Origin of the sequence: Micromonospora sp. NPDC023814, from assembly GCF_040639595.1 — a bacterium.
Taxonomy (GTDB): Bacteria; Actinomycetota; Actinomycetes; order Mycobacteriales; family Micromonosporaceae; genus Micromonospora.
Map to the genome: position 1 here is coordinate 43,059 of NZ_JBFAAF010000008.1, position 24,008 is coordinate 67,066.

Annotated in this window: 21 protein-coding genes; 11 read left to right on the forward strand and 10 right to left on the reverse strand. The window is 72.1% G+C overall.

Annotated elements, in window-relative coordinates:
* The first annotated feature begins 7 nt into the window (after positions 1-7).
* Positions 8-628 (forward strand): phosphoribosylglycinamide formyltransferase, encoded by a 621-nt coding sequence (gene purN, locus AB0G14_RS06300; RefSeq protein WP_357694316.1) that lies wholly within the window; start codon positions 8-10, stop codon positions 626-628.
* Positions 625-2,196 (forward strand): bifunctional phosphoribosylaminoimidazolecarboxamide formyltransferase/IMP cyclohydrolase, encoded by a 1,572-nt coding sequence (gene purH / locus AB0G14_RS06305; RefSeq protein ID WP_357694318.1) that lies wholly within the window; start codon positions 625-627, stop codon positions 2,194-2,196. Before purN ends, purH begins: the two co-directional genes overlap by 4 nt.
* 144 nt (positions 2,197-2,340) lie before the next feature.
* Here purH and AB0G14_RS06310 read toward each other — a convergent pair whose 3' ends face one another.
* The 5 genes from AB0G14_RS06310 to AB0G14_RS06330 all read right to left on the reverse strand — a co-directional run bounded on the left by AB0G14_RS06310 (position 2,341) and on the right by AB0G14_RS06330 (position 8,152).
* Positions 2,341-3,369 carry a dipeptide ABC transporter ATP-binding protein gene (locus tag AB0G14_RS06310; RefSeq protein ID WP_350703979.1) on the reverse strand — a complete coding sequence of 343 codons (1,029 nt, stop codon included), beginning with the start codon at positions 3,367-3,369 and terminating at the stop codon, positions 2,341-2,343.
* The gene (locus AB0G14_RS06315; RefSeq protein WP_357694320.1) at positions 3,353-4,390 is read right to left on the reverse strand and encodes an ABC transporter ATP-binding protein; all 1,038 of its coding nucleotides are present in this window, start codon (positions 4,388-4,390) and stop codon (positions 3,353-3,355) included. Before AB0G14_RS06315 ends, AB0G14_RS06310 begins: the two co-directional genes overlap by 17 nt.
* A gap of 113 nt (positions 4,391-4,503) precedes the next feature.
* Positions 4,504-5,460, reverse strand: coding sequence for an ABC transporter permease (locus AB0G14_RS06320; protein ID WP_357694322.1), 957 nt, complete (start codon positions 5,458-5,460; stop codon positions 4,504-4,506).
* A gap of 63 nt (positions 5,461-5,523) precedes the next feature.
* Positions 5,524-6,462, reverse strand: a complete 939-nt coding sequence (locus AB0G14_RS06325; RefSeq protein ID WP_357694324.1) for an ABC transporter permease — start codon at positions 6,460-6,462, stop codon at positions 5,524-5,526.
* Between the two features lie 85 nt (positions 6,463-6,547).
* The gene (locus AB0G14_RS06330) at positions 6,548-8,152 is read right to left on the reverse strand and encodes an ABC transporter substrate-binding protein (RefSeq protein ID WP_357694326.1); all 1,605 of its coding nucleotides are present in this window, start codon (positions 8,150-8,152) and stop codon (positions 6,548-6,550) included.
* 429 nt (positions 8,153-8,581) lie between these two features.
* Here AB0G14_RS06330 and AB0G14_RS06335 point away from each other — a divergent pair, with 429 nt between their 5' ends.
* Positions 8,582-9,442, forward strand: coding sequence for a bifunctional methylenetetrahydrofolate dehydrogenase/methenyltetrahydrofolate cyclohydrolase (locus AB0G14_RS06335; RefSeq protein ID WP_350703969.1), 861 nt, complete (start codon positions 8,582-8,584; stop codon positions 9,440-9,442).
* A gap of 185 nt (positions 9,443-9,627) precedes the next feature.
* Entirely contained in the window at positions 9,628-10,578 is a 951-nt protein-coding gene (mdh, locus tag AB0G14_RS06340; RefSeq protein ID WP_350703967.1) for a malate dehydrogenase, read from the forward strand.
* Positions 10,579-10,637: 59 nt separating this feature from the next.
* Here mdh and AB0G14_RS06345 read toward each other — a convergent pair whose 3' ends face one another.
* Entirely contained in the window at positions 10,638-11,444 is an 807-nt protein-coding gene (locus tag AB0G14_RS06345; protein ID WP_357694329.1) for an MBL fold metallo-hydrolase, read from the reverse strand.
* Positions 11,445-11,581: 137 nt separating this feature from the next.
* On the opposite strand from AB0G14_RS06345, the gene AB0G14_RS06350 reads away from it, so the two are divergent.
* The 3 genes from AB0G14_RS06350 to AB0G14_RS06360 all read left to right on the forward strand — a co-directional run bounded on the left by AB0G14_RS06350 (position 11,582) and on the right by AB0G14_RS06360 (position 14,653).
* Positions 11,582-12,799: an NADP-dependent isocitrate dehydrogenase gene (locus tag AB0G14_RS06350; protein ID WP_350703963.1), complete on the forward strand. Its 1,218-nt coding sequence runs from the start codon at positions 11,582-11,584 to the stop codon at positions 12,797-12,799.
* 248 nt (positions 12,800-13,047) lie between these two features.
* The gene (locus AB0G14_RS06355; RefSeq protein ID WP_357694332.1) at positions 13,048-14,034 is read left to right on the forward strand and encodes a LysR family transcriptional regulator; all 987 of its coding nucleotides are present in this window, start codon (positions 13,048-13,050) and stop codon (positions 14,032-14,034) included.
* A 94-nt stretch (positions 14,035-14,128) separates the two neighbouring features.
* The gene (locus AB0G14_RS06360) at positions 14,129-14,653 is read left to right on the forward strand and encodes a DapH/DapD/GlmU-related protein (RefSeq protein WP_357694334.1); all 525 of its coding nucleotides are present in this window, start codon (positions 14,129-14,131) and stop codon (positions 14,651-14,653) included.
* Between the two features lie 410 nt (positions 14,654-15,063).
* Here the strand turns inward: AB0G14_RS06360 and galT are convergent, their stop codons facing one another.
* From galT to AB0G14_RS06380, 4 genes are all read right to left on the reverse strand, one after another.
* Complete coding sequence (gene galT, locus AB0G14_RS06365; RefSeq protein WP_357694336.1) at positions 15,064-16,140, reverse strand: galactose-1-phosphate uridylyltransferase; 1,077 nt, start codon at positions 16,138-16,140, stop codon at positions 15,064-15,066.
* Positions 16,137-16,958: a DeoR/GlpR family DNA-binding transcription regulator gene (locus AB0G14_RS06370; RefSeq protein ID WP_357694338.1), complete on the reverse strand. Its 822-nt coding sequence runs from the start codon at positions 16,956-16,958 to the stop codon at positions 16,137-16,139. Before AB0G14_RS06370 ends, galT begins: the two co-directional genes overlap by 4 nt.
* 130 nt (positions 16,959-17,088) lie before the next feature.
* Entirely contained in the window at positions 17,089-18,618 is a 1,530-nt protein-coding gene (gene cysC, locus AB0G14_RS06375) for an adenylyl-sulfate kinase (protein ID WP_357694340.1), read from the reverse strand.
* Between the two features lie 143 nt (positions 18,619-18,761).
* Entirely contained in the window at positions 18,762-20,261 is a 1,500-nt protein-coding gene (locus AB0G14_RS06380) for a glycosyltransferase family A protein (RefSeq protein WP_357694342.1), read from the reverse strand.
* A 223-nt stretch (positions 20,262-20,484) separates the two neighbouring features.
* Here AB0G14_RS06380 and AB0G14_RS06385 point away from each other — a divergent pair, with 223 nt between their 5' ends.
* From AB0G14_RS06385 to AB0G14_RS06400, 4 genes are read left to right on the forward strand one after another with little or no spacing between them, the layout of a single operon-like run.
* Positions 20,485-21,399: an ABC transporter ATP-binding protein gene (locus AB0G14_RS06385; RefSeq protein WP_350703954.1), complete on the forward strand. Its 915-nt coding sequence runs from the start codon at positions 20,485-20,487 to the stop codon at positions 21,397-21,399.
* Positions 21,392-22,270, forward strand: coding sequence for an ABC transporter permease (locus tag AB0G14_RS06390; RefSeq protein WP_357694344.1), 879 nt, complete (start codon positions 21,392-21,394; stop codon positions 22,268-22,270). Before AB0G14_RS06385 ends, AB0G14_RS06390 begins: the two co-directional genes overlap by 8 nt.
* A complete protein-coding gene (locus AB0G14_RS06395; RefSeq protein WP_357694346.1) occupies positions 22,267-23,226 on the forward strand; it encodes an ABC transporter ATP-binding protein in 960 nt (319 codons plus the stop codon). Before AB0G14_RS06390 ends, AB0G14_RS06395 begins: the two co-directional genes overlap by 4 nt.
* A gap of 2 nt (positions 23,227-23,228) precedes the next feature.
* The gene (locus AB0G14_RS06400; protein ID WP_357694348.1) at positions 23,229-23,939 is read left to right on the forward strand and encodes an ABC transporter permease; all 711 of its coding nucleotides are present in this window, start codon (positions 23,229-23,231) and stop codon (positions 23,937-23,939) included.
* Positions 23,940-24,008: the final 69 nt, after the last annotated feature.

Here is a 24,008-nt window from a genome sequence, read left to right on the forward strand (position 1 = left end):
TGGTCAAGTGACCGAGCCCGCGTCCGCCGCCCGCATCGTCGTCCTCGTCTCCGGCTCCGGGAGCAACCTCCAGGCCCTGCTCGACGCCTGCGCCGATCCGGCGTACGGGGCCCGGGTTGTCGCCGTCGGGGCCGACCGCGACGGTATCGCCGGGCTGGACCGGGCCGCCACGGCGGGTGTGCCGACCTTCGTCGAGCGGGTCGCCGACCACCCCACCCGCGAGGACTGGGACGCCGCGCTGGCCGCCCGCGTCGCCGAGCACCGGCCCGACCTGGTCATCTCCGCCGGCTTCCTCAAACTGGTCGGCCCGCGCTTCCTGGCCGCCTTCGGCGACCGCTACCTGAACACGCACAACACGCTGCTGCCGGCGTTCCCCGGCATCCACGGTCCGCGCGACGCCCTCGCCTACGGCGTGAAGGTCACCGGGGCGACGTTGTTCTTCGTCGACGCCGGCATGGACACCGGCCCGATCGTCGCGCAGGTCGCCGTGCCGGTGCGCGACGACGACGACGTGGAGACGCTCACCGAGCGCATCAAGGACGCCGAGCGGCACCAGCTCGTCGAGCAGGTGGGCCGCCTGGTCCGTGAAGGTTGGACGATCACCGGAAGAAAGGTCACGGTCCCGTGAGTTCCACTCAGGACGAACGCCGCCCGATCAGGCGGGCGCTGGTCAGCGTCTATGACAAGACCGGCCTGGTCGAGCTGGCCCGGGCGCTGCACGAGGCCGGGGTGGAGATCGTCTCGACCGGCAGCACGGCCTCGACCATCGCCGAAGCCGGAGTGCCGGTGACCCCGGTGGAGGCGGTGACCGGCTTCCCGGAGATCCTCGACGGCCGGGTCAAGACGCTGCACCCCAAGGTGCACGGCGGGCTCCTCGCCGACCTGCGCAAGGACTCGCACGCCGCCCAGCTCGACGAGCACGGCATCGCGGGGATCGACCTGCTGGTCTCCAACCTCTACCCGTTCCAGGCCACGGTCGCCTCCGGCGCAGGCGTCGAGGAGTGCGTCGAGCAGATCGACATCGGCGGGCCGGCGATGGTCCGGGCGGCGGCCAAGAACCACGCCTCGGTCGCCGTGGTGACCGATCCGGCCGCGTACCCGGCCCTGCTCGCCGCGCTCGACGAGGGCGGCTTCACCCTGGCCCAGCGCCGCGTGCTGGCCGCTCAGGCGTTCGCGGTCATCGCCGAGTACGACGTGGCGGTGGCCGAGTGGTGCGCCGCCGTGCTGGCGCCCGAGCAGGACGGCTGGCCGGGCTTCGCCGGGCTGTCGCTGCGCCGCTCGGCGGTGCTGCGCTACGGCGAGAACCCGCACCAGGCGGCGGCCCTCTACGTCGACCCGTCCAGCCCCGCCGGGCTCGCCCAGGCGGAGCAGCTGCACGGCAAGGAGATGTCGTACAACAACTACGTCGACGCGGACGCCGCGTGGCGGGCGGCCAACGACTTCGCCGACCAGCCGGCGGTGGCGATCATCAAGCACGCCAACCCGTGCGGCATCGCCGTCGGCGCCGACGTGGCCGACGCGCACCGCAAGGCGCACGCCTGCGACCCGGTGTCCGCGTACGGCGGGGTGATCGCGGTCAACCGGCCGGTCTCGGTCGAGCTGGCCCGGCAGGTCTCGGAGATCTTCACCGAGGTGCTGGTGGCGCCCGGTTTCGACGAGGGCGCCGTGGAGGTGCTCCAGGGCAAGAAGAACATCCGGCTGCTGCGCGCGCCGGCCTTCGACCCGCTGCCGGCCGAGTGGCGGCAGGTCACCGGGGGCGTGCTGGTGCAGATGGCGGACCGGATCGACGCCGACGGCGACGACCCGGCCAACTGGCGACTGGCCGCGGGCGAGGCGGCCGACGAGGCGACCCTGCGTGACCTGGCCTTCGCCTGGCGGGCGGTGCGCGCGGTGAAGAGCAACGCGATCCTGCTGGCGAAGGACGGGGCGACCGTCGGCGTGGGGATGGGCCAGGTCAACCGGGTCGACTCGGCGCAGCTCGCGGTCAGCCGGGCCGGGGCGGAACGCGCCCGCGGCGCGGTCTGCGCCTCTGACGCGTTCTTCCCGTTCGCCGACGGCCCGAAGATCCTCATCGACGCGGGCGTCCGAGCGATCGTCCAGCCGGGCGGCTCGATCCGTGACGAGGAGGTGATCGCCGCCGCCAAGCAGGCCGGCGTCACCATGTACTTCACCGCCACCCGCCACTTCTTCCACTGACCCCCCAGCCCTCTACCTCCCCCGACCCTCGCCCCCTCGCTTCCCGGCGATCTTGCACTTTTGTGCCCCGGCATACGGGACGAAGCACGCGATTCGCGGGCACAAAGTGCAAGATCGCGGGGGCGGGGGCGGGGGCGGGGTGGGTCAGGGGGTGGGGCGGAGTTCGGCGAAGTGGCACGCCGAGGGGTGCGGGTCCGCAGCGCGGAGCACCGTGTGCGGCTCCTCGCGGGCGCAGACCTCCTGGGCCTTCCAGCAGCGGGTGCGGAAGTGGCAGCCGCTCGGCGGGTCGGCCGGGCTCGGCACGTCCCCGGTGAGCCGGATCATGGTGCGCTGGTCGCGGGCGTCCGGGTCCGGCACCGGCACCGCCGACAGCAGCGCCTGGGTGTACGGGTGGGTGGCCCGCTCGTAGATCTCGTCCTCGGTGCCGATCTCCACGATCTTGCCGAGGTACATCACCGCGACCCGGTCGGAGATGTGCCGGACCACCGACAGGTCGTGGGCGATGAAGATGTACGACAGGCCGAACTCGTCCTGGAGCTGCTCCAGCAGGTTGATCACCTGCGCCTGGATCGACACGTCCAGGGCGCTGACGGGCTCGTCGCAGACGATGATCTCGGGCCGCAGGGCGAGCGCCCGGGCGATGCCGATGCGCTGCCGCTGACCGCCGGAGAACTGGTGCGGGTACCGGTTGATGTGCTCCGGGTTGAGGCCGACCACGTCGAGCAGTTCCTGTACCCGCTGCCGCCGGCTGCCCTTCGGCGCCGCGTCGGGGTGGATCTCGAACGGCTCGCCGATGATGTCGCCGACCGTCATCCGTGGGTTCAGCGAGGTGTACGGGTCCTGCATGACCATCTGCATGTTGCGCCGCAGCCGGCGCAGCTCGGCGCCGGAGGCCTTGAACAGGTCCCGGCCCTCCAGGGTGGCCCGGCCCGCGGTCGGCGTCTCCAGCCGCATCAGCAGCCGGGCCAGGGTGGACTTGCCGCAGCCGGACTCGCCGACCACCCCGAGGGTCTCGCCGCGGCGCAGCTCGAAGCTGACCCCGTCGACGGCCTTGACCGCGCCGACCTGCTTCTGGAACAGCACGCCCTGGCGGATCGGGAAGTGCTTGACGAGGTTGTCGACGGCGAGGATCGTCTCGCCCCGGACCTTGGTCGGGCTAGCGGGCGCTGTCATCACGGACCTCCTGCGCGAAGTGGCACGCGCTGGTCCGGCCGTCGCCGAGGACCAGGTCGTGCGGCACCACGTCCACGCAGACCTGCTGCACGTACGGGCACCGGGGGTGGAAGGGGCAGCCGGACGGGATCCGCATCAGGTTGGGCGGCAGCCCCTTGATGGTGGAGAGCTGCTGACCCCGTACGTCCATCCGCGGAATCGACTCCAGCAGCCCCTTCGTGTACGGGTGGGCCGGCGCCCGGTACAGCGAGCGGACGTCGGCGTGCTCGACGATCCGGCCGGCGTACATGACGGCGATCCGGTCCGCGACGCCGGCGACCACGCCGAGGTCGTGGGTGATCAGGATCATCGCCATGTCGAGATCGCGGCGCAGGTCGGCCAGCAGGTCCATGATCTGGGCCTGCACGGTGACGTCCAGCGCCGTGGTCGGCTCGTCGGCGATCAGTACCTTCGGGTTCATGGCCAGCGCCATCGCGATCATGACGCGCTGGCGCATGCCGCCGGAGAACTGGTGCGGGTAGTCCCCGAGCCGGTTGGCGGCGGCCGGGATCTTCACCAGGTCCATCAGCTCGACGGCCCGCCGGCGGGCTTCCGCCTTCGACATGCCCTCGCGCTGGCGCAGCGTCTCGCCGATCTGCCAGCCCACCGGGAAGACGGGGTTCAGCGCGGAGAGGGCGTCCTGGAAGATCATCGCGATCTCCTTGCCCCGCACCTGCCGGCGCTGCTCCTCCGACAGCTTCAGCAGGTCCCGACCCTGGTAGAGGATCTGACCGGAGCGGATCAGCGCCGGGGGAGTGTCGAGGATGCCCATGATCGCCTGCGCGGTGACCGACTTGCCGGAGCCGGACTCGCCGAGCACGGCGAGCGTCTCGCCGGGGTCGAGGTGGTACGAGACCCCGTTGATCACCTTGGCCACGCCCTCGCCGGTGCGGAACTCGACGTGCAGGTCCCGTACGTCCAACAGGTGCCCGCCCTCGGGCGTCGGGGAGGCCGGCGTCGGCCGGACGGCGGACTGGCTCACGGTTCCTGCCTTTCGCTCGCGACTGCGGGGCTCGCTGCGCTCACTCCTCGCGCTCGCACGGGTTCCTGCCTTTCGCCCGCGAACGCGGGGCTCGCTGCGCTCGTTCGCATCCGTCACCGCAGCTTCGGGTCGAAGGCGTCGCGGATCGCGTCGCCGAGCATGATGAACGCCAGCACGGTCAGCGCGAGGAACGTCGAGGGGACGACCAGCGGGGTGGCCGACTCCCGCATGTGCACCCGGCCGGCGTCGATGTCGATGCCCCAGGAGATCGTCGGCGCCTTCAGGCCGATGCCGAGGAAGGAGAGCGTCGCCTCGGCGGCGATGAACGAGCCGAGCGCGATGGTCAGCACCACGATCGCCGGGGCGAGCGCGTTCGGCAGGATGTGCCGCAGCATGATCCGGCCGTCGCCGGCGCCGAGCATCCGGGCCGCCGCCACGTAGTCCTGCTCCTTCGCGGTGATCACCGAGGAGCGGACGACGCGGGCGGCGGTGGTCCAGCCGAGGATCGCCAGCACGAAGATCACCGCGCCGATCCGCACCGCGGAGCTGTCGCTGTTCACCCGCTTCAGCAGCACGATCGCGGCGAGCAGCAGCGGGATGCCGAGCACGATGTCGATCACCCGGGAGAGCACCGCGTCGACCCAGCGGCCGAAGTAGCCGGCGACCATCCCGACGACCAGCGCGATCAGGCCGGTGAGCAGCGCGGAGAGGGCACCGACCAGCAGCGACGCGCGGGCGCCGTACACCGCCCGGGCGTACGTGTCGCAGCCCTGGAAGTCGTACCCGAAGATCGCCCCGCCGGACGGGCCGGCGTGCTGGCGGGCCAGCACGCAGTCGCGGGGGTCGTTCGAGGTGAACAGGCCGGGGACGGCGGCCATGGCGGCGACCAGCACCACCAGGGCGAGGCTGACCCAGAAGATCGGGTTGCGGCGCAGGTCGCGCCAGGCGTCGCCGGCCAGGCTGCGCGGCTTCTGCGGTACGCCCGCCTGACCCGGCGCGCCCGGCTCGCCGGACGGCCCCCGCCGCGCGGCCTGGTTCTCCGAAGCAGCGACGGTCTCGAAGTCACTCATGCCCGCACCTCGCTGCGCTCGGCGCCGGCACGAAACACTGCGCTGCCGATTCGTTCGCTGCGCTCACTCATAGCGGATCCTCGGATCGAGTACGGCGTACAGGACGTCCACCACCAGGTTGGAGACGAGGTAGACCACGACGAGCACGCTGACGATGCCCACCACCAGCGGGCCGTCCTCGGTGCGGATGCCGCGGAAGAGGTTGAAGCCGACACCGGGGATGTTGAACACGCCCTCGGTGATGATCGCGCCGCTCATCAGGTTGCCCAGTTCGACGCCGAGGAAGGTGACCACCGGGATGAGCGAGTTGCGCAGCACGTGGACGCTGACGATGCGCCGCTTGGCCAGTCCCTTGGAGCGGGCGGTCCGGACGTAGTCGGCGCGCAGGTTCTCCGCCACCGAGGTCCGGGTCAGCCGCAGCGCGGTGGCCAGCGAGAGGGAGCCGAGCACGATGCCGGGCAGCAGCAGCGCGTACAGGTCGGGTTCGGCCCCGGCGGTGGGCGGGAAGAGCTGCCACTTGACGCCGAGCAGGTACTGGGCGAGGGGGGCGAGCACGATCGTGGGGATGCCGAGCACCAGCAGGGTCAGCAGCAGCGTCGAGTTGTCGAAGATGCTGGCCCGCCGGATGCCGGCGAGGACGCCCGCGGTGACCCCGAAGACGATGGTGACGGCCATGGCGATCAGCGCCAGCTTGAGCGTGACGGGCCAGGCGGCGGCGAGGATGTCGCCGATCGAGCGCCCCGTCAGCGACTGCCCGAGGTCGCCCTGCAGGAGGTTCTTGATGTAGTCGAAGTAGCGGTAGAAGAAGCCGCCGACCCCGGTCTGGTCGAGGTGGAACTTCTCCGTCAGGTATGCCCGCTGCGCGGCCGTGACCGGGCGCTCCCCGGCCAGCGCCTGGATGGGATCGCCCTGGCCGGCGAACATCAGCGCGTAGACGATCAGCGTGGTTCCGAAGAACGCGAGGACCATCTGGAGCAGACGCCTCAGGATGAACCGGAACATACTTGGCAGTCTTTCTGAAAAAGGGTGAAGAGGATGGCGGGTCGGGCCACCGTCCGCCGGTGACCCGACCCGTCGTGCCGCACTGTTACTTGACGGCCTCGATCTTCAGCAGGTCGACCCGGTCGAAGAGGTCCATCTCCACGTTCTTGACCTTGGTCGAGTGGCCGAAGTTGTTCTGGCCGTACCGCAGCGGGATGACCGGCAGGTCCTTGGCCAGCAGGTCCTCCGCCGCCTGGTACTTCTTGACCGCCTCGTCCTCGTTCGCGGCGCTGGCGCCCTCGGCGAGCAGCTTGTCGAACGCCGGGTTGCTGTAGCCGTAGTAGTTCGACGAGCCGTTGCTGCTGTACAGCGGGCCCAGGTAGTTCTCCATGGACGGGTAGTCCATGACCCAGCCCATCCGGAACAGGCCGACCGGCTGCTTGGCCTTGAGCTTGGTCAGCAGGTCCGCGAACTTCGGCTCGGCGTTGCCCACGCAGTCCACGCCCAGGTTGGCCTTGAGCTGGTTGCAGGTCGCGTCGATCCAGTCCTTGTGGCCGCCGTCGCCGTTGTAGGACAGCTCGATCTTCGCCGGGCCGCCCGCGGCCTGGTACAGCGCCTTGGCCTTGGCCGGGTCGAACTCGCCGGCCTCGCCGATGGTGTTGTCGCGGTAGCCCGCGACGACCGGCGAGACGAACGAGCGGGCGGGCTGCTGCGAGTCCTTGAAGATCGACTTGGTGATCTCGTCCCGGTCGATCGCCATCGAGATGGCCTTGCGCACGTCCGGGTTGCTGAATTCCTTCTGGAACGTCGGGAACGCCAGCACCTGGAGCGACGAGGCCGGGCTCTGCTTGAACCGGTCACCGAGGTCGGTGCCGGCCGTCGACAGGTTCTCGGTCGGGATGGTCTTGATGACGTCCAGGTTGTCCGACAGCACGTCCGCGTACGCGGCGGTCGGCTGCTGGTAGATCCGGAACTCGACGCCGGCCACCTTCGGCTTCTCGCCGGGGAAGGCGTCGTACTTCTCGACCTCGACCTTGGCGTCGTGCTGCCAGGTCCCCTTCATCTTGAACGGGCCCTGGCCCACCGGCGCCTGCTCGTACCCCTCGGCCAGCACGCCGGGCGCGGAGAACGCGGCCTTCGGCATCGGGTAGAAGGCGGTGTAGCCGAGCATGGTCTTGAACTCGCTGTACGGCTCGGACAGCGTGACGGTGAAGGTCAGGTCGTCGACCTTCTTCAGGCCGGTCAGCGTCTTGGCCTTCGGCGTCTCGCCCTGCAGGTCCTCGTAGCCGGCGATCTTCTCGAAGAAGTAGCTCGAGTTCTGCCCGTTCGGCGCGTAGGCGCCGTAGTTCCAGGCGTCGAGGTAGTTGTCGGCGGTGACCTTCTCGCCGTTGTGGAAGGTGTAGCCGTCCTTGAGCTTGACCGTCCAGGTCGTGTTGTCCTCGGACGTCACCGACTCGGCCGCCACCTCGTACGGCTTGTTGGCCTCGTCGTAGTCGACCAGCGGGCTGAACAGGGCACTGAGCACCTGCGAGCCGCTCGTCTCGTTGGTGTTGGTCGGCACCAGGTGCTGCGGCTCGGCGATCTCGATCCGCACGGCCGCGTCGGGGTTGCTCTCGCCGGATCCGCCGTCGCCGCCCGAGCCGCAGGCCACCAGGCCCAGGGTCACCGCGAGCGGGAGGGCGGTCCAGGTAGCGAGCCTGCGCACGCGCATGTAGCCTCCTCATCTCCTCACGCTGCGCATTCAGACCCGGCGCTGGGTTTACGCTGCGCAACGTTGGGCAACGGTAGGTCGCGGGTGGGCGTTCGACAACGAGCGCGTTGCGAAGCGATAACGGAGCCAGCTCGGGGGCCTTGCGGCGGCCGATCTCTCCTGCTATGGCCGTCGGGTCGGCAAATGCCGCCTCACCTGCGGGGTGTGGTGAGGCGGGTGGCCGTCGCCGCCGCCTCTCGACCCTCCCGCGCCGTCCCGTCCCCGCTGTCCGGCACCGTCCCCGCCGCGGCCGCGGCGTCCGGATCCGGCTGTGACGGAACCCACGCGTGTTAACTCACAGTGATGAAATGCACGTCACTCTTCGTGATCGGGCGGCTGGCTGGCGCAGGTCGTCGGATCACCGGGCCTCGACCGTGAGACGATCTGGGCGTGACGGCGACGCTTCTGGACGGCAAGGCGACCGCGGCCGAGATCAAGGACGAGCTGCGGACGCGGGTCAAGGCACTGGCGGAACGCGGCATCACTCCCGGGCTGGGCACCGTCCTGGTCGGCGCCGACCCCGGGTCCCAGGCGTACGTCAACGGCAAGCACCGCGACTGCGCCGAGGTGGGCATCGCCTCGATCCGCCGGGAACTGCCGGCCGACGCCACCCAGGAGCAGGTCGACGCGGTGCTCGCCGAGCTCAATGCCGACCCGGCCTGCCACGGCTACATCGTCCAGCTGCCGCTGCCCGGCCACCTCGACACCCAGCGGGTGCTGGAGCTGATCGACCCCGACAAGGACGCCGACGGCCTGCACCCGGTCAACCTCGGCCGGCTCGTCCTCGGCTACGAGGGCCCGCTGCCCTGCACCCCGCGCGGCATCGTCGAGCTGCTCCGCCGGCACGACGTGGCGCTGCGCGGGGCGAAGGTCGCCGTGGTCGGCCGGGGCAACACGGTCGGCCGCCCGCTCGGCCTGCTGCTGACCCGGCGCAGCGAGAACGCCACCGTGACGCTGTGTCACACCGGCACGCTCGACCTCGCCGCGCACACCCGCGCCGCCGACATCGTCATCGTGGCCGCCGGGGTGCCGGGCCTGCTCACCGCCGACATGGTCACGCCGGGCGCGGTGGTGGTCGACGTGGGCATCACCCGGGTGATCGGTCCGGACGGCAAGGGCCGCTACACCGGCGACGTCGCCCCGGAGACGGCCGAGGTGGCCGGCAAGCTGGTGCCGATGCCGGGCGGCGTCGGCCCGATGACCCGCGCGATGCTGCTGACCAACGTCGTCGAGCGCGCCGAACGCGACTGAGGCGTTAGGAAGGGCACCTTCCTAACGCCTGAGGTAAAGGAAGGGTCCCTTCCTTGCACCTGCGAGGGCGACTGCGCCCGCGCGTACGGCCCATCGGGGTCATAACCGTCCGCCCCTGACCGGATCGGTGCCAGGATGACTGATACGGTCCGGAAAACCGACTGGTAGCAGGGAGTGGGACGACCATGGGTAAGAAGGTCACTGTCGTCGGGGCCGGCTTCTACGGCTCCACCACCGCGCAGCGCCTGGCCGAGTACGACGTCTTCGACACCGTCGTGATCACCGACATCGTGGAGGGCAAGCCCGCGGGTCTCGCCCTGGACCTCAACCAGTCGCGCGCGGTCGAGGGCTTCGAGACCAAGGTCGTCGGCGTGACCACGGGCCCGAACGGCGAGGGCTACGAGGCGATCGAGGGCTCGGACGTCGTGGTGATCACCGCCGGCCTGCCGCGCAAGCCGGGCATGAGCCGGATGGACCTGCTGGAGACGAACGCGAAGATCGTCCGCCAGGTCTCCGAGAACGTCGCCAAGTACGCCCCGAACGCCGTCGTCATCGTCGTGTCCAACCCGCTGGACGAGATGACCGCGCTGGCCCAGCTCGCCACCCAGTTCCCGAAGAACCGGGTGCTCGGCCAGGCCGGCATGCTGGACACCGCCCGGTTCACCAACTTCGTCGCCGAGGCGCTGAGCGTACCGGTGAAGTCGGTGAAGACCCTGACCCTCGGCTCGCACGGCGACACGATGGTGCCGGTGCCGTCGAAGAGCACGGTGAACGGCAAGCCGCTGCGCGACGCGATGCCGGCCGAGCAGATCGAGGAGCTGGTCGTCAAGACCCGCAACGGCGGCGCCGAGGTGGTCGCGCTGCTCAAGACCGGCTCGGCGTACTACGCCCCGTCCGCCGCCGCCGCCCGGATGGCCAAGGCCGTCGCGGAGGACTCCGGCGAGGTCATGCCGGTCTGCGCCTGGGTCGACGGCGAGTACGGCATCTCCGGCGTCTACCTGGGCGTCGAGGCGGAGATCGGGGCCGAGGGCGTCAAGCGGGTCGTCGAGACCGACCTGGACGCCGACGAGCTGGCCAGCCTGAAGGAGGCCGCCGAGGCCGTCCGCGCCAAGCAGGCCGACGTCGCCAACATGTGATCCGTCACCCGACGAGGGGGCACGCCGGTCCGCCGGCGTGCCCCCTCGTCGTCGCGCCCCTACAGTGCCACGAACGCCTCGCCGAGGTGCGGGGTGGCGAGCACCGCGGGGCCGTACGCGGCCAGGTCGCGCAGCAGCGCCACCCGCGACGCGCGGGCCGCCGCGGCGTCCTCCTCGTGGGCGTACGCCAGTTCCGGGTCGACCAGTTGCACGGCGTGCACCAGCAGGTCGCCGGTGACCAGCAGCCGCTCGTCGCCGACCTCCAGCAGCACCGACTGGTGTCCGGGCGTGTGCCCCGGCGTCGGCAGCAGTCGTACCGTCGGATCGAGCCGCGCCTCGCCGTCGACCACCCGGAGCTGGCCGGCGGCGCGCAACGGCGCGACCAGGCCGGCCGGTGGCCCGGGGTTGATGCTCTCGGCCGCGGCCAGCTCGGCCCGCTGGAGGACGTAGTCGGCGTTCGGGAAGTAGGGCGTGCCCGGCGAACCGGTGACCGCCCAGCCGACGTGGTCGGAGTGCAGGTGGGTGAGCACCACCGTGCGCACGTCGGCCGGGTCGATGCCGGCGGCGGCGAGTTCGGCCGGCAGCCGCCCGGGGACCGGCGCCCAACTCGACGCGGGGGCGCCGGCCGGGCCGATCCCGGCGTCGACCAGGGTCACCGGGCCGTCCCCCGCCCGGATCGCGAAGCTGCGGAACGGCAGCCACCACCGCCCGTCGGCGGTCACCGTGGCCGGGTCCCGCCGGTCGGCCGCGCGCCAGTGTTCCGGCGTGGCGGCCGGGAACGCCTCCGCACGGGGCTGGAAGAACGGCCCCTCGCCGTCGGTGAGCGCGGTGACCGTGATAGACCCGAGGATGCGGCGCGGTGGCATCGGGCGATGGTGTCAGCGCGGTCCCGTGCCGTGCCACCCCGTTTTCCGGCCCGACCGAGGCCGGCTGGGGACTGCCGACCAGTTTCCAGTACGCTCGTACTGCTTGAGCACGTGTCCCCCGAGAGGAGCGCCGGCCGATGGCGAAGATCAAGGTAAACAACCCGGTCGTGGAGCTCGACGGCGACGAGATGACCCGGATCATCTGGAAGCAGATCCGGGAGCAGCTGATCCTGCCCTACCTCGACGTCGACCTGCACTACTACGACCTGTCGATTCAGTACCGCGACGAGACCGACGACCAGGTCACCGTGGACGCCGCCAACGCCATCAAGCAGCACGGCGTCGGCGTCAAGTGCGCGACCATCACCCCCGACGAGGCCCGGGTCGAGGAGTTCGGCCTGAAGAAGATGTGGCGGTCGCCGAACGGCACCATCCGCAACATCCTCGGCGGCGTCGTCTTCCGCGAGCCGATCATCATGTCCAACGTGCCGCGGCTGGTCCCCGGCTGGACCAAGCCGATCATCATCGGCCGGCACGCCCACGGCGACCAGTACAAGGCCACCGACTTCGTCGTGCCCGGCCCGGGCACGGTGACCATCACCTACACCCCGACCGACGGCTCCGCGCCCGTGGAGATGGAGGTCGCCAACTTCCCCGGCGGCGGCGTCGCCATGGGCATGTACAACTTCGACGAGTCGATCCGGGACTTCGCCCGCGCCTCGATGCGCTACGGCCTGGACCGCGGCTACCCGGTCTACCTGTCGACGAAGAACACCATCCTCAAGGCGTACGACGGCCGGTTCAAGGACATCTTCGCCGAGGTGTTCGAGAACGAGTTCAAGGCCGAGTTCGAGGCCGCCGGCATCAGCTACGAGCACCGGCTGATCGACGACATGGTCGCCGCCGCGCTGAAGTGGGAGGGCGGCTTCGTCTGGGCCTGCAAGAACTACGACGGTGACGTGCAGTCCGACACGGTCGCGCAGGGCTTCGGTTCGCTGGGCCTGATGACGTCGGTGCTGATGACCCCGGACGGCCGTACGGTCGAGGCCGAGGCCGCGCACGGCACCGTCACCCGGCACTACCGGCAGTACCAGAAGGGCGAGAAGACCTCGACCAACCCGATCGCCTCCATCTACGCCTGGACCCGGGGCCTGGCCCACCGGGGCAAGCTGGACGGCACCCCGGCGGTCACCGAGTTCGCCAACACCCTGGAGCAGGTCATCATCGACACCGTCGAGGGCGGCCAGATGACCAAGGACCTCGCGCTGCTCATTTCGCGGGACGCCCCGTGGCTGACCACCGACGAGTTCATGAACGCCCTGGACGAGAACCTGGCGCGCAAGCTCTCCGCCTGATCCTCCAGGCGCCCCCTGGCGGCACCGTCGTGGTGCTGCCGCCGTTTCACACAGGAGCCCGCCGGCACCCCCCGGCGGGCTCCTGCCCTTCCTCCCCGCGTCCTCTCCGCCTGTCGCTTCCCCGCCTTCCCGACTCCTCGCCCAGGGAGGGTGCGAGCCGGGTCGGGGGCCGGTCACGCCGGAGCCTGGTCGAACAACCGGCCCCCGGCGAGCCACAACGATCAGTTGTGCGCCCCTAGGGTGAACCGGTGGACACCGAGGCGTTGCGATCGTTCGTCCGGGCGGCCGAGCTCGGACAGGTGCAGCGTGCGGCCGAGGATCTGGGCGTGACGCAGCAGGCAGTCTCCAAGCGGATCGCCGCCCTGGAGCGCGAGCTGGAAGTCCGTCTGTTGACACGTACCGCCCGAGGGGTCGAGCTGACGCTCGACGGTCAGGCGTTTCTTCCCCACGCGCGGAGCATCGTCGCGGGTGTCGAGCGCGCCATCACCGCGGTCAGGCCGGGCTTCCGGGCCCTTCGGATCGACGTTCTCGGCCTGCGAAGCGCGCAGGCCGTCGTCCTGCACGACTACTGGCGGTCGCATCCCGAAATCAACCTCGACGTGGTGACCCTCCGGGTCGACGACCCACGCGTGGCGGTCGCCGCCGTCGAAGCGGGCGATGTCGATGCCTCGTTCCGTTCCGTCACTGCCCTGGACGCACTGCCGCCCGACGTGCAGATGATTCACGCGTTCGACTCACCGCTGGAACTTCTCGTCGGCCCGGGACATCCGCTCGCCTCCGAGCGAAGACTGACGCCACGGCAGTTGCGTAAGCACCGGATATGGATGCCGGGTATCGCGCCCCGAAGCGAATGGGCGGATTTCTACGATCAGCTCACCACCGAATTCGACCTACGCATCGACGCGGCAGGCCCGCACTTCGGCGACGAAGTGCTCCTGGACACCCTCGCGGCCTCCGCGGACGTGGCCACTCTCGTGGGGGCACGCGACCGGTACACCTGGCCGGCGAACTACGACCTACGCCGCATCCCTGTCGTGGATCCGACCCTCGCGTACCCGCTCTCTCTCATCCTCCCCAGAACGAATCCACATCCAGGACTCCGGGGAATCATCACCCACCTCCGAGCCCTGCCCGCGCTCCCCGGGACGGTCTGGCGCCCGTCCTGGGCGACGACGCCACGGAGCGGCGACAGCGGCAGCGCGAATGCTCGCAGGTCACGGCCCCGACAGAGGTGACCTGATCGGCGGCTGGCAGCAGCCGCCGCCACCAGCGCCCGGTGAGTCCTGTCCGGTCACCAGAAAGGATCCTGGCATGTCCAGCGACCGTCTCATGCGCATCCACGGCGCCGAGTTCCAGGCCATGGCCGAGAGGGTCCTGCGGGTCACCGAACTCACCTCCCGCCTGAACGTCCTGCCCTTCGACGACGAAGCGGGCAGGGCGGCACTGTTCGAACAGATCTTCGGCAGGCCGCTGTCGAGGAAGGTCACGATCTATCCGCCCTTCTACACGGACCACGGCCTTCACCTGGACCTCGCGGAGCGCGTGTTCATCAACCAGAACTGCACGTTCCTGGACTACGCCGGCATCCGGCTCGGCGAGCGCGTGATGGTCGGACCAAGGGCCACGTTCATCACCGTCGGTCATCCGGTCGATCCTGAGGAGCGGCGGGGATGGCTGAGCGGCGGGCCCATCGATGTGGCGGAGAACGTGTGGATCGGCGCCGGTGCCACGATCCTTCCCGGCGTCAGCATCGGCCGTGACGCCGTGGTCGCCGCCGGCGCGGTCGTGGCCGACGACGTTCCGGCGGCGAGCCTGGTGACCGGCCGTAAGGCAACCGTACGACGACGGTGGTGACGGCCTGTCCGGAGCCACACCGAGCCCCGCTCGCCGCCGAGTTTCGGCTGCCGACGTCGTGGCCAGCGACATCCAGGGCCCTGAGCATTCGGGGTCGGCGGCGTGTCGGGGGTGACACGCCGCTGGCGTCACCTACTTCGGCGCGCCTCGTTGACCTGGGTGGACGAGATGCCAGTCGCGTCCAGGAAGGTTGACCGCTGTCGCCTCGCGGCAAGCGTGCCGATCAGCCAGCCTTCCCGGCTGTCGCGCACAGCCAGCCGTCCCTTCCCTGCGGGGGGCCCTGTCCCGGGCCCCCCGCGCCCTGTCTGCCACCTCCGCCGGCCGGCCTCCGGCCGTCGGCCTGCTGGTGCCGCCAGCGGTGGCGAGGGGCGCCTTCCGCCACCGTGGGCGTCAACCGAGGTGCCCCTGCCTCACCCGGCGCGGAGGAGTTCGGCGGCGCGTTCCGGGGCGATGTCGTTGATGAAGACGCCCATGCCGGACTCCGAGCCGGCCAGGTACTTCAGCTTGTCCCGGGCCCGCCGGATGCTGAACAGCTGCAGGTGCAGGTGGCCCAGCTCGCGGTCGACGCGTACCGGGGCCTGGTGCCAGGCGGCGATGTAGGGCATCGGCAGGTCGAACAGCCCGTCGAAGCGGCGCAGCACGTCGAGGTAGAGCGGGCCGAAGGCGTCCCGCTCGGCGTCGTCGAGCGCCGGGATGTCCGGCACCGGCCGGTGCGGGGCGACGTGCACCTCGAACGGCCAGCGCGCCGCCGCCGGGACGTACGCCGTCCAGTGTTCGTTGGCGGCGACCACCCGGTCGCCCGCGGCCCGTTCGGCGGCGAGCACGTCGGCGTAGAGGTTGCGCCCGCCGGTGCGGTCGGCGTGCCGGCGGGCGGCGGCCAGCATCGCCCGGGTGCGCGGCGTCACGAAGGGGTACGCGTAGACCTGACCGTGCGGGTGGTGCAGCGTCACCCCGATCTCCACGCCCCGGTTCTCGAACGGGAAGACCTGCTCCACGCCGGGCAGTTCGCTCAGCGCGGCGGTCCGGTCGGCGAGCGCGTCCAGCACGGTACGCACCCGACGCGGCGGCAGGCCGGCGAAGGAGGCATGGTGGTCGTCGGTGAAGCAGACCACCTCGCAACGGCCCCGGCCGGGCCGAACCGGGGTGAACGGCGTGATCTCGGCCGGCTCGTCGGCCACCCGGCCGCTCAGCGAGGGGAACCGGTTCTCGAAGACGGCGACGTCGTAGTCGGGGGCGGGGATCTCGCTGAGCCGGTCGGCGGTGGTGGGGCAGAGCGGGCACTGGTCGGCCGGCGGGAGGAAGGTGCGGGTCTGCCGGTGCACGGCGACCGCCACCCACTCGTCGGTCAGCGGGTCGTGGCGCAGCTGCGACGCGGGCGGCGGCGGGGGCAGCTCGCGCCGGTCCGGCTGGTCGCGGACGGCGTCGTCCCGCTCGTCGAAGTAGATCAGTTCGCGGCCGTCGGCCAGCTCGATCGCGGTGCGCTTCAACGCGCCACCCCCGTCGCCGTCGGCGTGGCCGCCCGCGGCCCGTCCGCCGCCGGCACGACCACCAGTTCGCCCACCCGGTCGTCGAGCGACCGCCGCGCCTCGGAAGGCAACCGGTCGTCGGTGACCAGCACGTGGGCGGCGGAGAGCTCGACGATGGCGGAGATGCCGACCGTGCCCCACTTGGTGTGGTCGGCGAGCACCACCAGCCGGTCGGCGGCGGCCACCAGCGCCCGGTTGGTCTCCGCCTCCATCAGGTTGGGCGTGGTGAACCCGGCCCGCTCGCTGATCCCGTGCACCCCGAGGAAGAGCAGGTCCAGGTGCAGCGACCGGATCGCGCCGACGGCCAGCGGCCCGACCAGGGCGTCGGACGGCGTACGCACCCCGCCGGTGAGCACCACGGTCTGGTCCGGGCGGCCCCCGGCGTGCAGGATCTCGGCCACCGGCAGCGAGTTGGTGACCACGGTCAGGCCCGGCACGTCGACCAGCCGGCGGGCCAGCTCGGCGGTGGTGGTGCCGGCGGACAGGGCGACCGCCGCGCCCGGCCGGACCAGTTCCGCGGCCCGCCCCGCGATGGCCGCCTTCTCCGCCAGCTGCCGCACCGACTTGGCCCGGAACCCCGGCTCGTCGGTCGAGCCGGGGCCGGCGACCGTGGCGCCGCCGTGCACCTTGGCCAGCAGGCCACGCTCGTTCAGCGCTTCCAGGTCGCGCCGGATGGTCATGTCGGAGACGCCGAACTCGGCGGCCAGGTCGGTGACCCGCACCCCGCCCGTGGCGCGCACCCGCTCCAGGATGGCCACCTGGCGCTGCTGAGCCAGCATCCGTCGCACCTCCGTGCTCCCCGCGCACCCTCACGCGGTCAAACGTGTTCGAACAAAGACGAACACTAGCGCGGAGGGGTGACCCACGGAAGGAACAGGGGCGGACCAACGGAAGGGAACGGGGGGCGGATCAGATGGACTGGAGCCGGGGTTCCACCCAGCCCGTCTCGGTCAGGTGGTGCAGGACGGCCTGGACCGCCTCGTCGACCGTCAGGTCGCTGGTGTCGACGACCAGGTCCGCGTCGGTCGGCTCCTCGTAGGGGTCGTCGATGCCGGTCATCCCGGTGAGCAGGCCCGCCCGGGCCCGGGCGTACAGGCCCTTGCGGTCGCGCCGCTCGCAGACCTCCAGCGGGGTCGCGACGTGCACCAGCAGGAAACCGGCCCCGGCGGCCAGGGCCATCTCCCGGGCGGTCGCGCGCGCCTGGGCGTACGGGGCGATCGGGCAGCAGATGCCGACGCCGCGGTGCCGGGCGATCTCGGCGGCCACCCAGCCGATCCGCCGCACGTTGAGGTCGCGGTCGGCCTTGCCGAAGCCCAGGCCGGCGGAGAGCTCCCGGCGCACCACGTCGCCGTCGAGCAGCGTGATCGTCCGGTCGCCCTGCTCGCGCAGCGCGTCGGCGAGGCCGCGCGCGATCGTCGACTTGCCGGAGCCGGAGAGCCCCGTCAGGAAGACCACCAGGCCCCGGTGCCGCCGGGGCGGACGGGCCCGGGCCAGCTCCCTCGCCACCGCCGGCGGGGTGTGCCACTCGGGCAGCGGGAAGCCCCGGTCCAGCAGGTCGTCGATCTCCGCCTGCGTCAGGGCCAGGCGCCGGTTGCGCGGCGGGATGTCCTCCCGCCAGCGCCACTGCCCGTCGCGGTTGTCGTAGGCCAGCTCGCGCGGCACCAGCACCCGCAGGCCCGCGCCCGAGAGCATCTCACCGGTGGAGAGCAGGTGCGTCACCCCGTACGCCGCCGACACCCGGGCCCGCAGCAGCGCGTCGCTGATCTCGTCGCGGCGCCGGCTGAGCGGCACGGCGACCAGCGTGGCCGGCGGCATCCGGTCCCGGGCGGCGAAGATGCCGCGCACCAGCGCCTCCGGGGGCAGCCCACCGACGCCGTCCTCGCCGACGGGGATCATCACCAGCAGGTGGGCGCCGAGGGTGCGGGCGGCGTGGGCGATCTGGGCGAGCTGCGGCCGGTGCAGCGGGCGGTCGGCGACCACCCCGAGCACCCGGCCGGGCGGCAGCAGCGCGCGTACCTCCTCGGGGGTGCGGCGCAGCCGCTGGAACGGGCCGTGACCGCCGTCGCCGAGCCGGCGGACCGTGCCCCCGACGCCCGCCACCCCGTCGCGGACCTGCCAGGCGTCGGCGACCTCCAGCACCGCGACCGGCGCGCCCTCGCCGTCGGTCAGCACCAGGGTGCGGCGCGCCTCGTCGCGCGGGTCCAGGCCCTGGGCGAGCGCCGCGGGCACCTGGAGCGTCACCGGCACCGGCCACGGAGCGCCGTCGGCGAGCCGCCCCCGGCGGCTCACCGAAACCAGGTCGGCGCGGGTCATGAAGCCGGTCAGCGGGGCGTACGCCCCGGTCAGCAGCAGCTCCAGGTCGGCGAGCTCGCCGGGGCGCGGCGTGTACGCCGGCGCGTCCCGGAGCACCTCGTCGGGCACCACCCAGCCGTTGCTCATCCATCCCCCAACCCGCTGACCGGCACACAGTTTCTCAGCCTGTCGGCGATCGGTCGAGAGCGCCACTCCACGCCACGTCACGCGGTGCCCGGCGGCCCGGCCGGCGGCTCCCGACGCCGGGCGGGTCACCGCCGGCGTTCCGGTCAGCGCCGTCCGAGCCGGCGCCGGACGGCCCGGCGCAACCGGGGCCAGAGCGCCCGCTCGTCCTCCACCACCGGGGCGCCGTCGCCGGCCGGGCGCAGCACCAGCGGCAGGCGGGTGTCCTCGGTCCACCCGGCGCAGGTGACCCGGGCCTTCAGCGACCAGGTGCCCGCGTCGAGGGCGGCGACGTCGACCGTGGCGACGGCACGGTGCACGAGGTGCCGCTCGCCGGCGGGGCCGGGCACCCAGCGGGTGTCGGAGGTGACCGGCAGGAAGACCTCCTCGTTCGTCTCCCGGCGCCGGGCGACGACGTCCAGCCTGCTCCGGCCCAGCATGGCCGTCATGTCCCGCAGCCCCGGGTCGAGGCCGTCGACCGGCAGCACCAGCAGGTCCCGGCCGCCGTCCGCGGCGAAGGTGACGGGCCGGCCGGCGGACTCCAGCCGGGCGGAGGCGGTGACCGTCAGCGTCGTGCCGGACACCTCGTGGCGGTCGACGGTGCCGACGGCGCCGACGCCCGTCTCCCACTCGGCCAGCCGGCGCAGGTCCGCGACCCGGCCCTGCTCGGCGAGGTGCGCCAGCACCCGTTGCAGCGGGGGCAGGCCGGCGGCGACCCCGGGCGCGAACCGCTCCCGGATCACCCCCTGGATCTCCCGGACGACCTGCGCGAGCCACTCCTCGGGGGCGTCGAGCATCCGCTGCCCGCGCACCCGGTTGAGCATCTCGTTGCGCAGCCACCGCCGGTGCAGCCGGTCGCGCAGCGGCCCCGGCTTGGTGTGCGCGTCGACGATGTCGAGCGCCTCCCGCAGGCTGGCGTAGTACTCCGCCGGGTCCAGCCGGCTGGCCGTGACGTTCCCGGCGTCGCCGCGGCGGGCGTGGTGGTAGCAGGTGTAGTCCGACAGCACGCACGTCCGCCTCGACAGGAGGTACGACCGGACGACCATCCGATGGTCCTCCAGGCGCCGCGGCGGCCCCTCCGGGAACCGCAGCCGGTGCTCGTCGAGGAAGGCGCGGCGGAACATCTTGTGGCAGGTGAGGCTGTCGATCAGCGGCGAGTTGGCCAGCGTGGCGTCGAACCGGTTCCGCCGGAACAGCTCGCGCGGCACGCCGCGCCCGTGCCCGGCCATCCGGCCGACCACCACGTCGGCGTCGTGCCTCCGCGCGCAGTCGTGCAGCCGTTCGAGCGCCTCGTCGCCGAGCCAGTCATCGTCGTCGGCGAACAGCACGTACTCGCCCCGGGCCTGCGCCACACCGAGGTTGCGCGGCCGGGACGGCCAGCCCGAGTTCTCGATCCGCAGCACCCGGAAGTGCGGGTGCGCGGCGGCGAGTTCCGCCAGCCGGGCGGGGGTGTCGTCGGTCGAGCCGTCGTCGACGAAGACCGCCTCGAACTCCGCCGGAGGCAGGGACTGGCGCAGCAGCGAGGCCACCAGCTTCTCGATGTGCGGCCCGCTGTCGTGCGTGGGCACCACCACGCTCACCTTGGGCGACCCCGTACCGCCGATCATGCCTTCTCCCGTGTGTCGGTCGACTCCGGCGGACTCCGGTCCACCCGGGCAGCGTGCACCGCTCTAGAGTGGACGCCTTACCCGCCGTTCCGGTTGCGCGGAGATTTCCGCGGAGGTTCCCCGGCGCGGGGCGCGGACCCTAGGGGGGCGGGCCGCAAGGATCAGGGGAGCGCCGGGGGCGTGCCGCTCCCAGCAGGGGCGTCGGCCTCCTACGCTGGACGTCGTGACACTGATCGCGACCGAGTCGCTGACCAAGACGTACGGGGGTGGGGTCACCGCGCTGGCCGACCTGACCGTCGCGGTCGAGCCGGGGATCATCGGACTGGTCGGCGCGAACGGCGCCGGCAAGTCCACGCTGATCAAGATCCTGCTCGGCCTCCTCGCCCCGACCAGCGGGCGGGTCCGGGTGCTCGGGCTCGACCCGACCACCGACTCCGCCGGGGTCCGCGCCCGGGTCGGCTACATGCCCGAGCACGACGCCCTGCCGCCGGACCTCTCGGCCGCCGAGCTGGTCACCCACCTCGGCCGGATCAGCGGGCTGCCGCGTACGGTGGCCCGCGAGCGGGCCTCCGAGGCGCTGCGGCACGTCGGGCTCTACGAGGAGCGCTACCGCCCGGTCGGCGGCTACTCCACCGGCATGAAGCAGCGGGTGAAGCTCGCCCAGGCCCTGGTGCACGACCCCGACCTGCTGCTGCTCGACGAGCCGACCAACGGCCTCGACCCGGCCGGCCGGGACGCCATGCTGGCCCTGGTGCACCGGATCGGCACCGAGTTCGGCATCTCCGTGCTGGTCTGCTCGCACCTGCTCGGCGAGGTGGAGCGGATCTGCGACACGCTGGTCGCCATCGACGGCGGGCGGCTGCTGCGGGCCGACCACATCTCCGCCATGACCTCGGCCACCGACGTGCTCGCCGTCGAGGTCAGCGAGGGCACCGAGGAACTGGCCGCCCGGCTCGCCGCGCTGCGCCTGCCGGTACGCCGCGACGGGCGGCTGCTGCTCGTCGAGCTCGCCGACGACGCCACCTACGACCTCATCCTCGGCGCGGTCGCCGAGCTGGACCTGCCGCTGCACCGGTTGGACCAGCGCCGGCACCGGGTCGCCGAGCTCTTCGCCACGAGGGAGCCCAGCCATGCCTGAGCCCACCGGTGTCATCCACGACATCGGATACCAGCGCTACACCGGCCCCCGCCTGGGTCGCCGGCAGGTCTTCGGCGCGCTCTACCTGCACGGTCTGCGTACGGCGTTCGGGTTCGGGCGCAGCGCCAAGGCCAAGATCTTCCCCTGGCTGGTGGTCGGCATCGTCACCGTGGTGGCCGCGGGCCTCACCGCGGTACGCAGCCAGATCGGCGAGGCGGTGATGACGTACGCCCAGTTCGCCGACAACATGAGCTGGCTGGTCATCTTCTTCGTCGCGGTGGTCGCCCCCGAGCTGGTCTCCCGGGACCTGCGCAGCGGCGTGCTGCCGCTCTACTTCTCCCGGCCGCTGCCCCGGTCGGACTACCCGCTGGCCAAGCTGCTGGCGCTGGTGACCGCGCTCTGGCTGCTGCTCGGCGGCCCACAGCTGGTGATGTTCCTGGGCGCCGCCTTCACCACCGACGACGGCATGCGCGGGGTCTGGAACGAGCTGCTCGACCTGCTGCCGGGCCTGCTCTACGCCGGGCTCTGGGCGGTGGTCTTCGCCTCGGTCGGCCTGCTGGTCGCGTCGCTGACCGGCAAGCGGGCGTTCGCGGCCGGCGGGATCGTGGCGGTGTTCCTGATGACCACCCCGATCGTCGGCACCCTGTCGATCATGCCGTCCCGGACGGTCAACGAGCTGGCCTTCCTCGCCTCGCCGTCCACGCTGGTGCGGGGCGTCGGCGACTGGGCCCTCGGCGACCTGCTCCCCAAGGGACAGGAGGGGCTCATGATCGGCGACTTCGGCCCGGTCTACGCGGCCGCCGCCGTGCTGCTCGTGGCCGGCTGCGTCGCCCTGCTGCTGCTGCGATACCGGAAGGTGGCCGCCCGATGACCACGACGAGCGCCGAGCCCGCGGCGGGGGCCGCGACCGCCACCGCCAGCACCCTGGACCTCGCCGGCGTCTCCCGCTGGTACGGCAACGTGGTGGCGGTCAACGACGTCAGCATGACCCTCGGCCCCGGCGTCACCGGGCTGCTCGGCCCGAACGGCGCGGGCAAGACCACCCTGCTGCACATGATGGCCGGCTTCCTGGCCCCGTCGCGCGGCGCGGTGACCCTGGACGGCCGGCCCACCTGGCGCAACCCGGAGGTCTACCGCCGGTTGGGTCTGGTGAGCGAGCGGGAGGCGGTGCACACCTTCCTCACCGCGCACGAGTTCGTGCTGGCCAGCGCGAAGCTGCACCGGCTGCCGGACCCGGCCGCGGCGGCCCGCCGGGCGATCGCCCTGGTGGAGATGGAGGGGGCGCAGGACCGCCGGATCGGCACGTACTCCAAGGGCATGCGGCAGCGCGCCCGGGTGGCCGCCGCGCTCGTGCACGAGCCGCAGGTGCTGCTGCTGGACGAGCCGTTCAACGGGATGGACCCGCGTCAGCGGCTGCACATGATGGAGTTGCTGCACCGCCTCGGCGACGCCGGCCGGACGATCCTGTTCAGCTCGCACATCCTGGAGGAGGTCGAGCAGGTCTCCGGCACCGTCCAGGTGATGGTCGCCGGCCGGCTCGCCGCCTCCGGCGACTTCCGCACCATCCGCCGGCTGATGACCAACCGGCCGCACGTCTTCGCCGTCCACTCCACCGACGATCGGGCGCTCGCCGTGGCGCTGATGGCGGAGGCGTCGGTGACCGGGGTGGAGTTGGGCCGCGCGGGGCTGACCGTGCGGGCCGGCGACTACGGCGCGTTCACCCGCGCGCTGCCGAAGATCGCCCTGGCCAAGGGCATCCGGGTGCGGCAACTGGTGCCCGAGGACGAGTCCCTGGAGAGCGTCTTCTCCTACCTGGTGGAGGCCTGAGCATGTCTACCGTTTCCTGGATCACCGCGCGGGGGCTGTTCGGGCGTCGCCGGTTCCTCCTGCTGGTGCCGCTCCCGGCGGTGCTGGTGCTGCTCGCCGTGCTCTCCCGGGGGCTCGGGGTTGACCCGGGCGAGTGGGGCCCGCCGGTGCTGGTCGGCCTCGGCCTGGCCGTGGTGCTGCCCGTGGTCGCGTTGATCGTCGGCACCGGCGTGCTGGGGGCCGAGATCGACGACGGCACGGTCGTGCACATCCTGACCAAGCCGCTGCCGCGCTGGCAGATCGTGCTGCCGAAGCTCGCGGTGGCCACCGGCGTCACGGCGGTCACCGTCGCGGTGCCGCTCTACGTCGCGGGCGTGCTCGCCCACTCGGTACGCCTCGGCCTGGCGCTCGCCGCCACCGCGGCGGTCGGTGCGCTGGCGTACTCGGCGTTGTTCCTGGCGTTGAGCCTGCTCACGCGGCGGCCCGTGCTGCTCGGCCTGGTCTACGTGCTCATCTGGGAGGGGCTGCTCGGCAACCTCGTCACCGGAACCCAGGTGCTCTCCATCCAGCAGTACGTGATCGCTCTCGCCGACCGGCTGGCCCCCACCGGGCTGCTGGAGGCCAGCGTCTCGGTGCCCGTGGCGGCGGTGATGACCGCGCTGATCAGCGTGGGCTTCACCGTCCTGGCGGTCGACCGGCTCCGCTCGTACAGCGTGGCCGGCGAGACGAGCTGAACCCCCGCGTGACGGCCGTCCGGGCGGCCCGACCCCCGGTGGTAGGGCTGGCCGGATGGACCGGGCCGC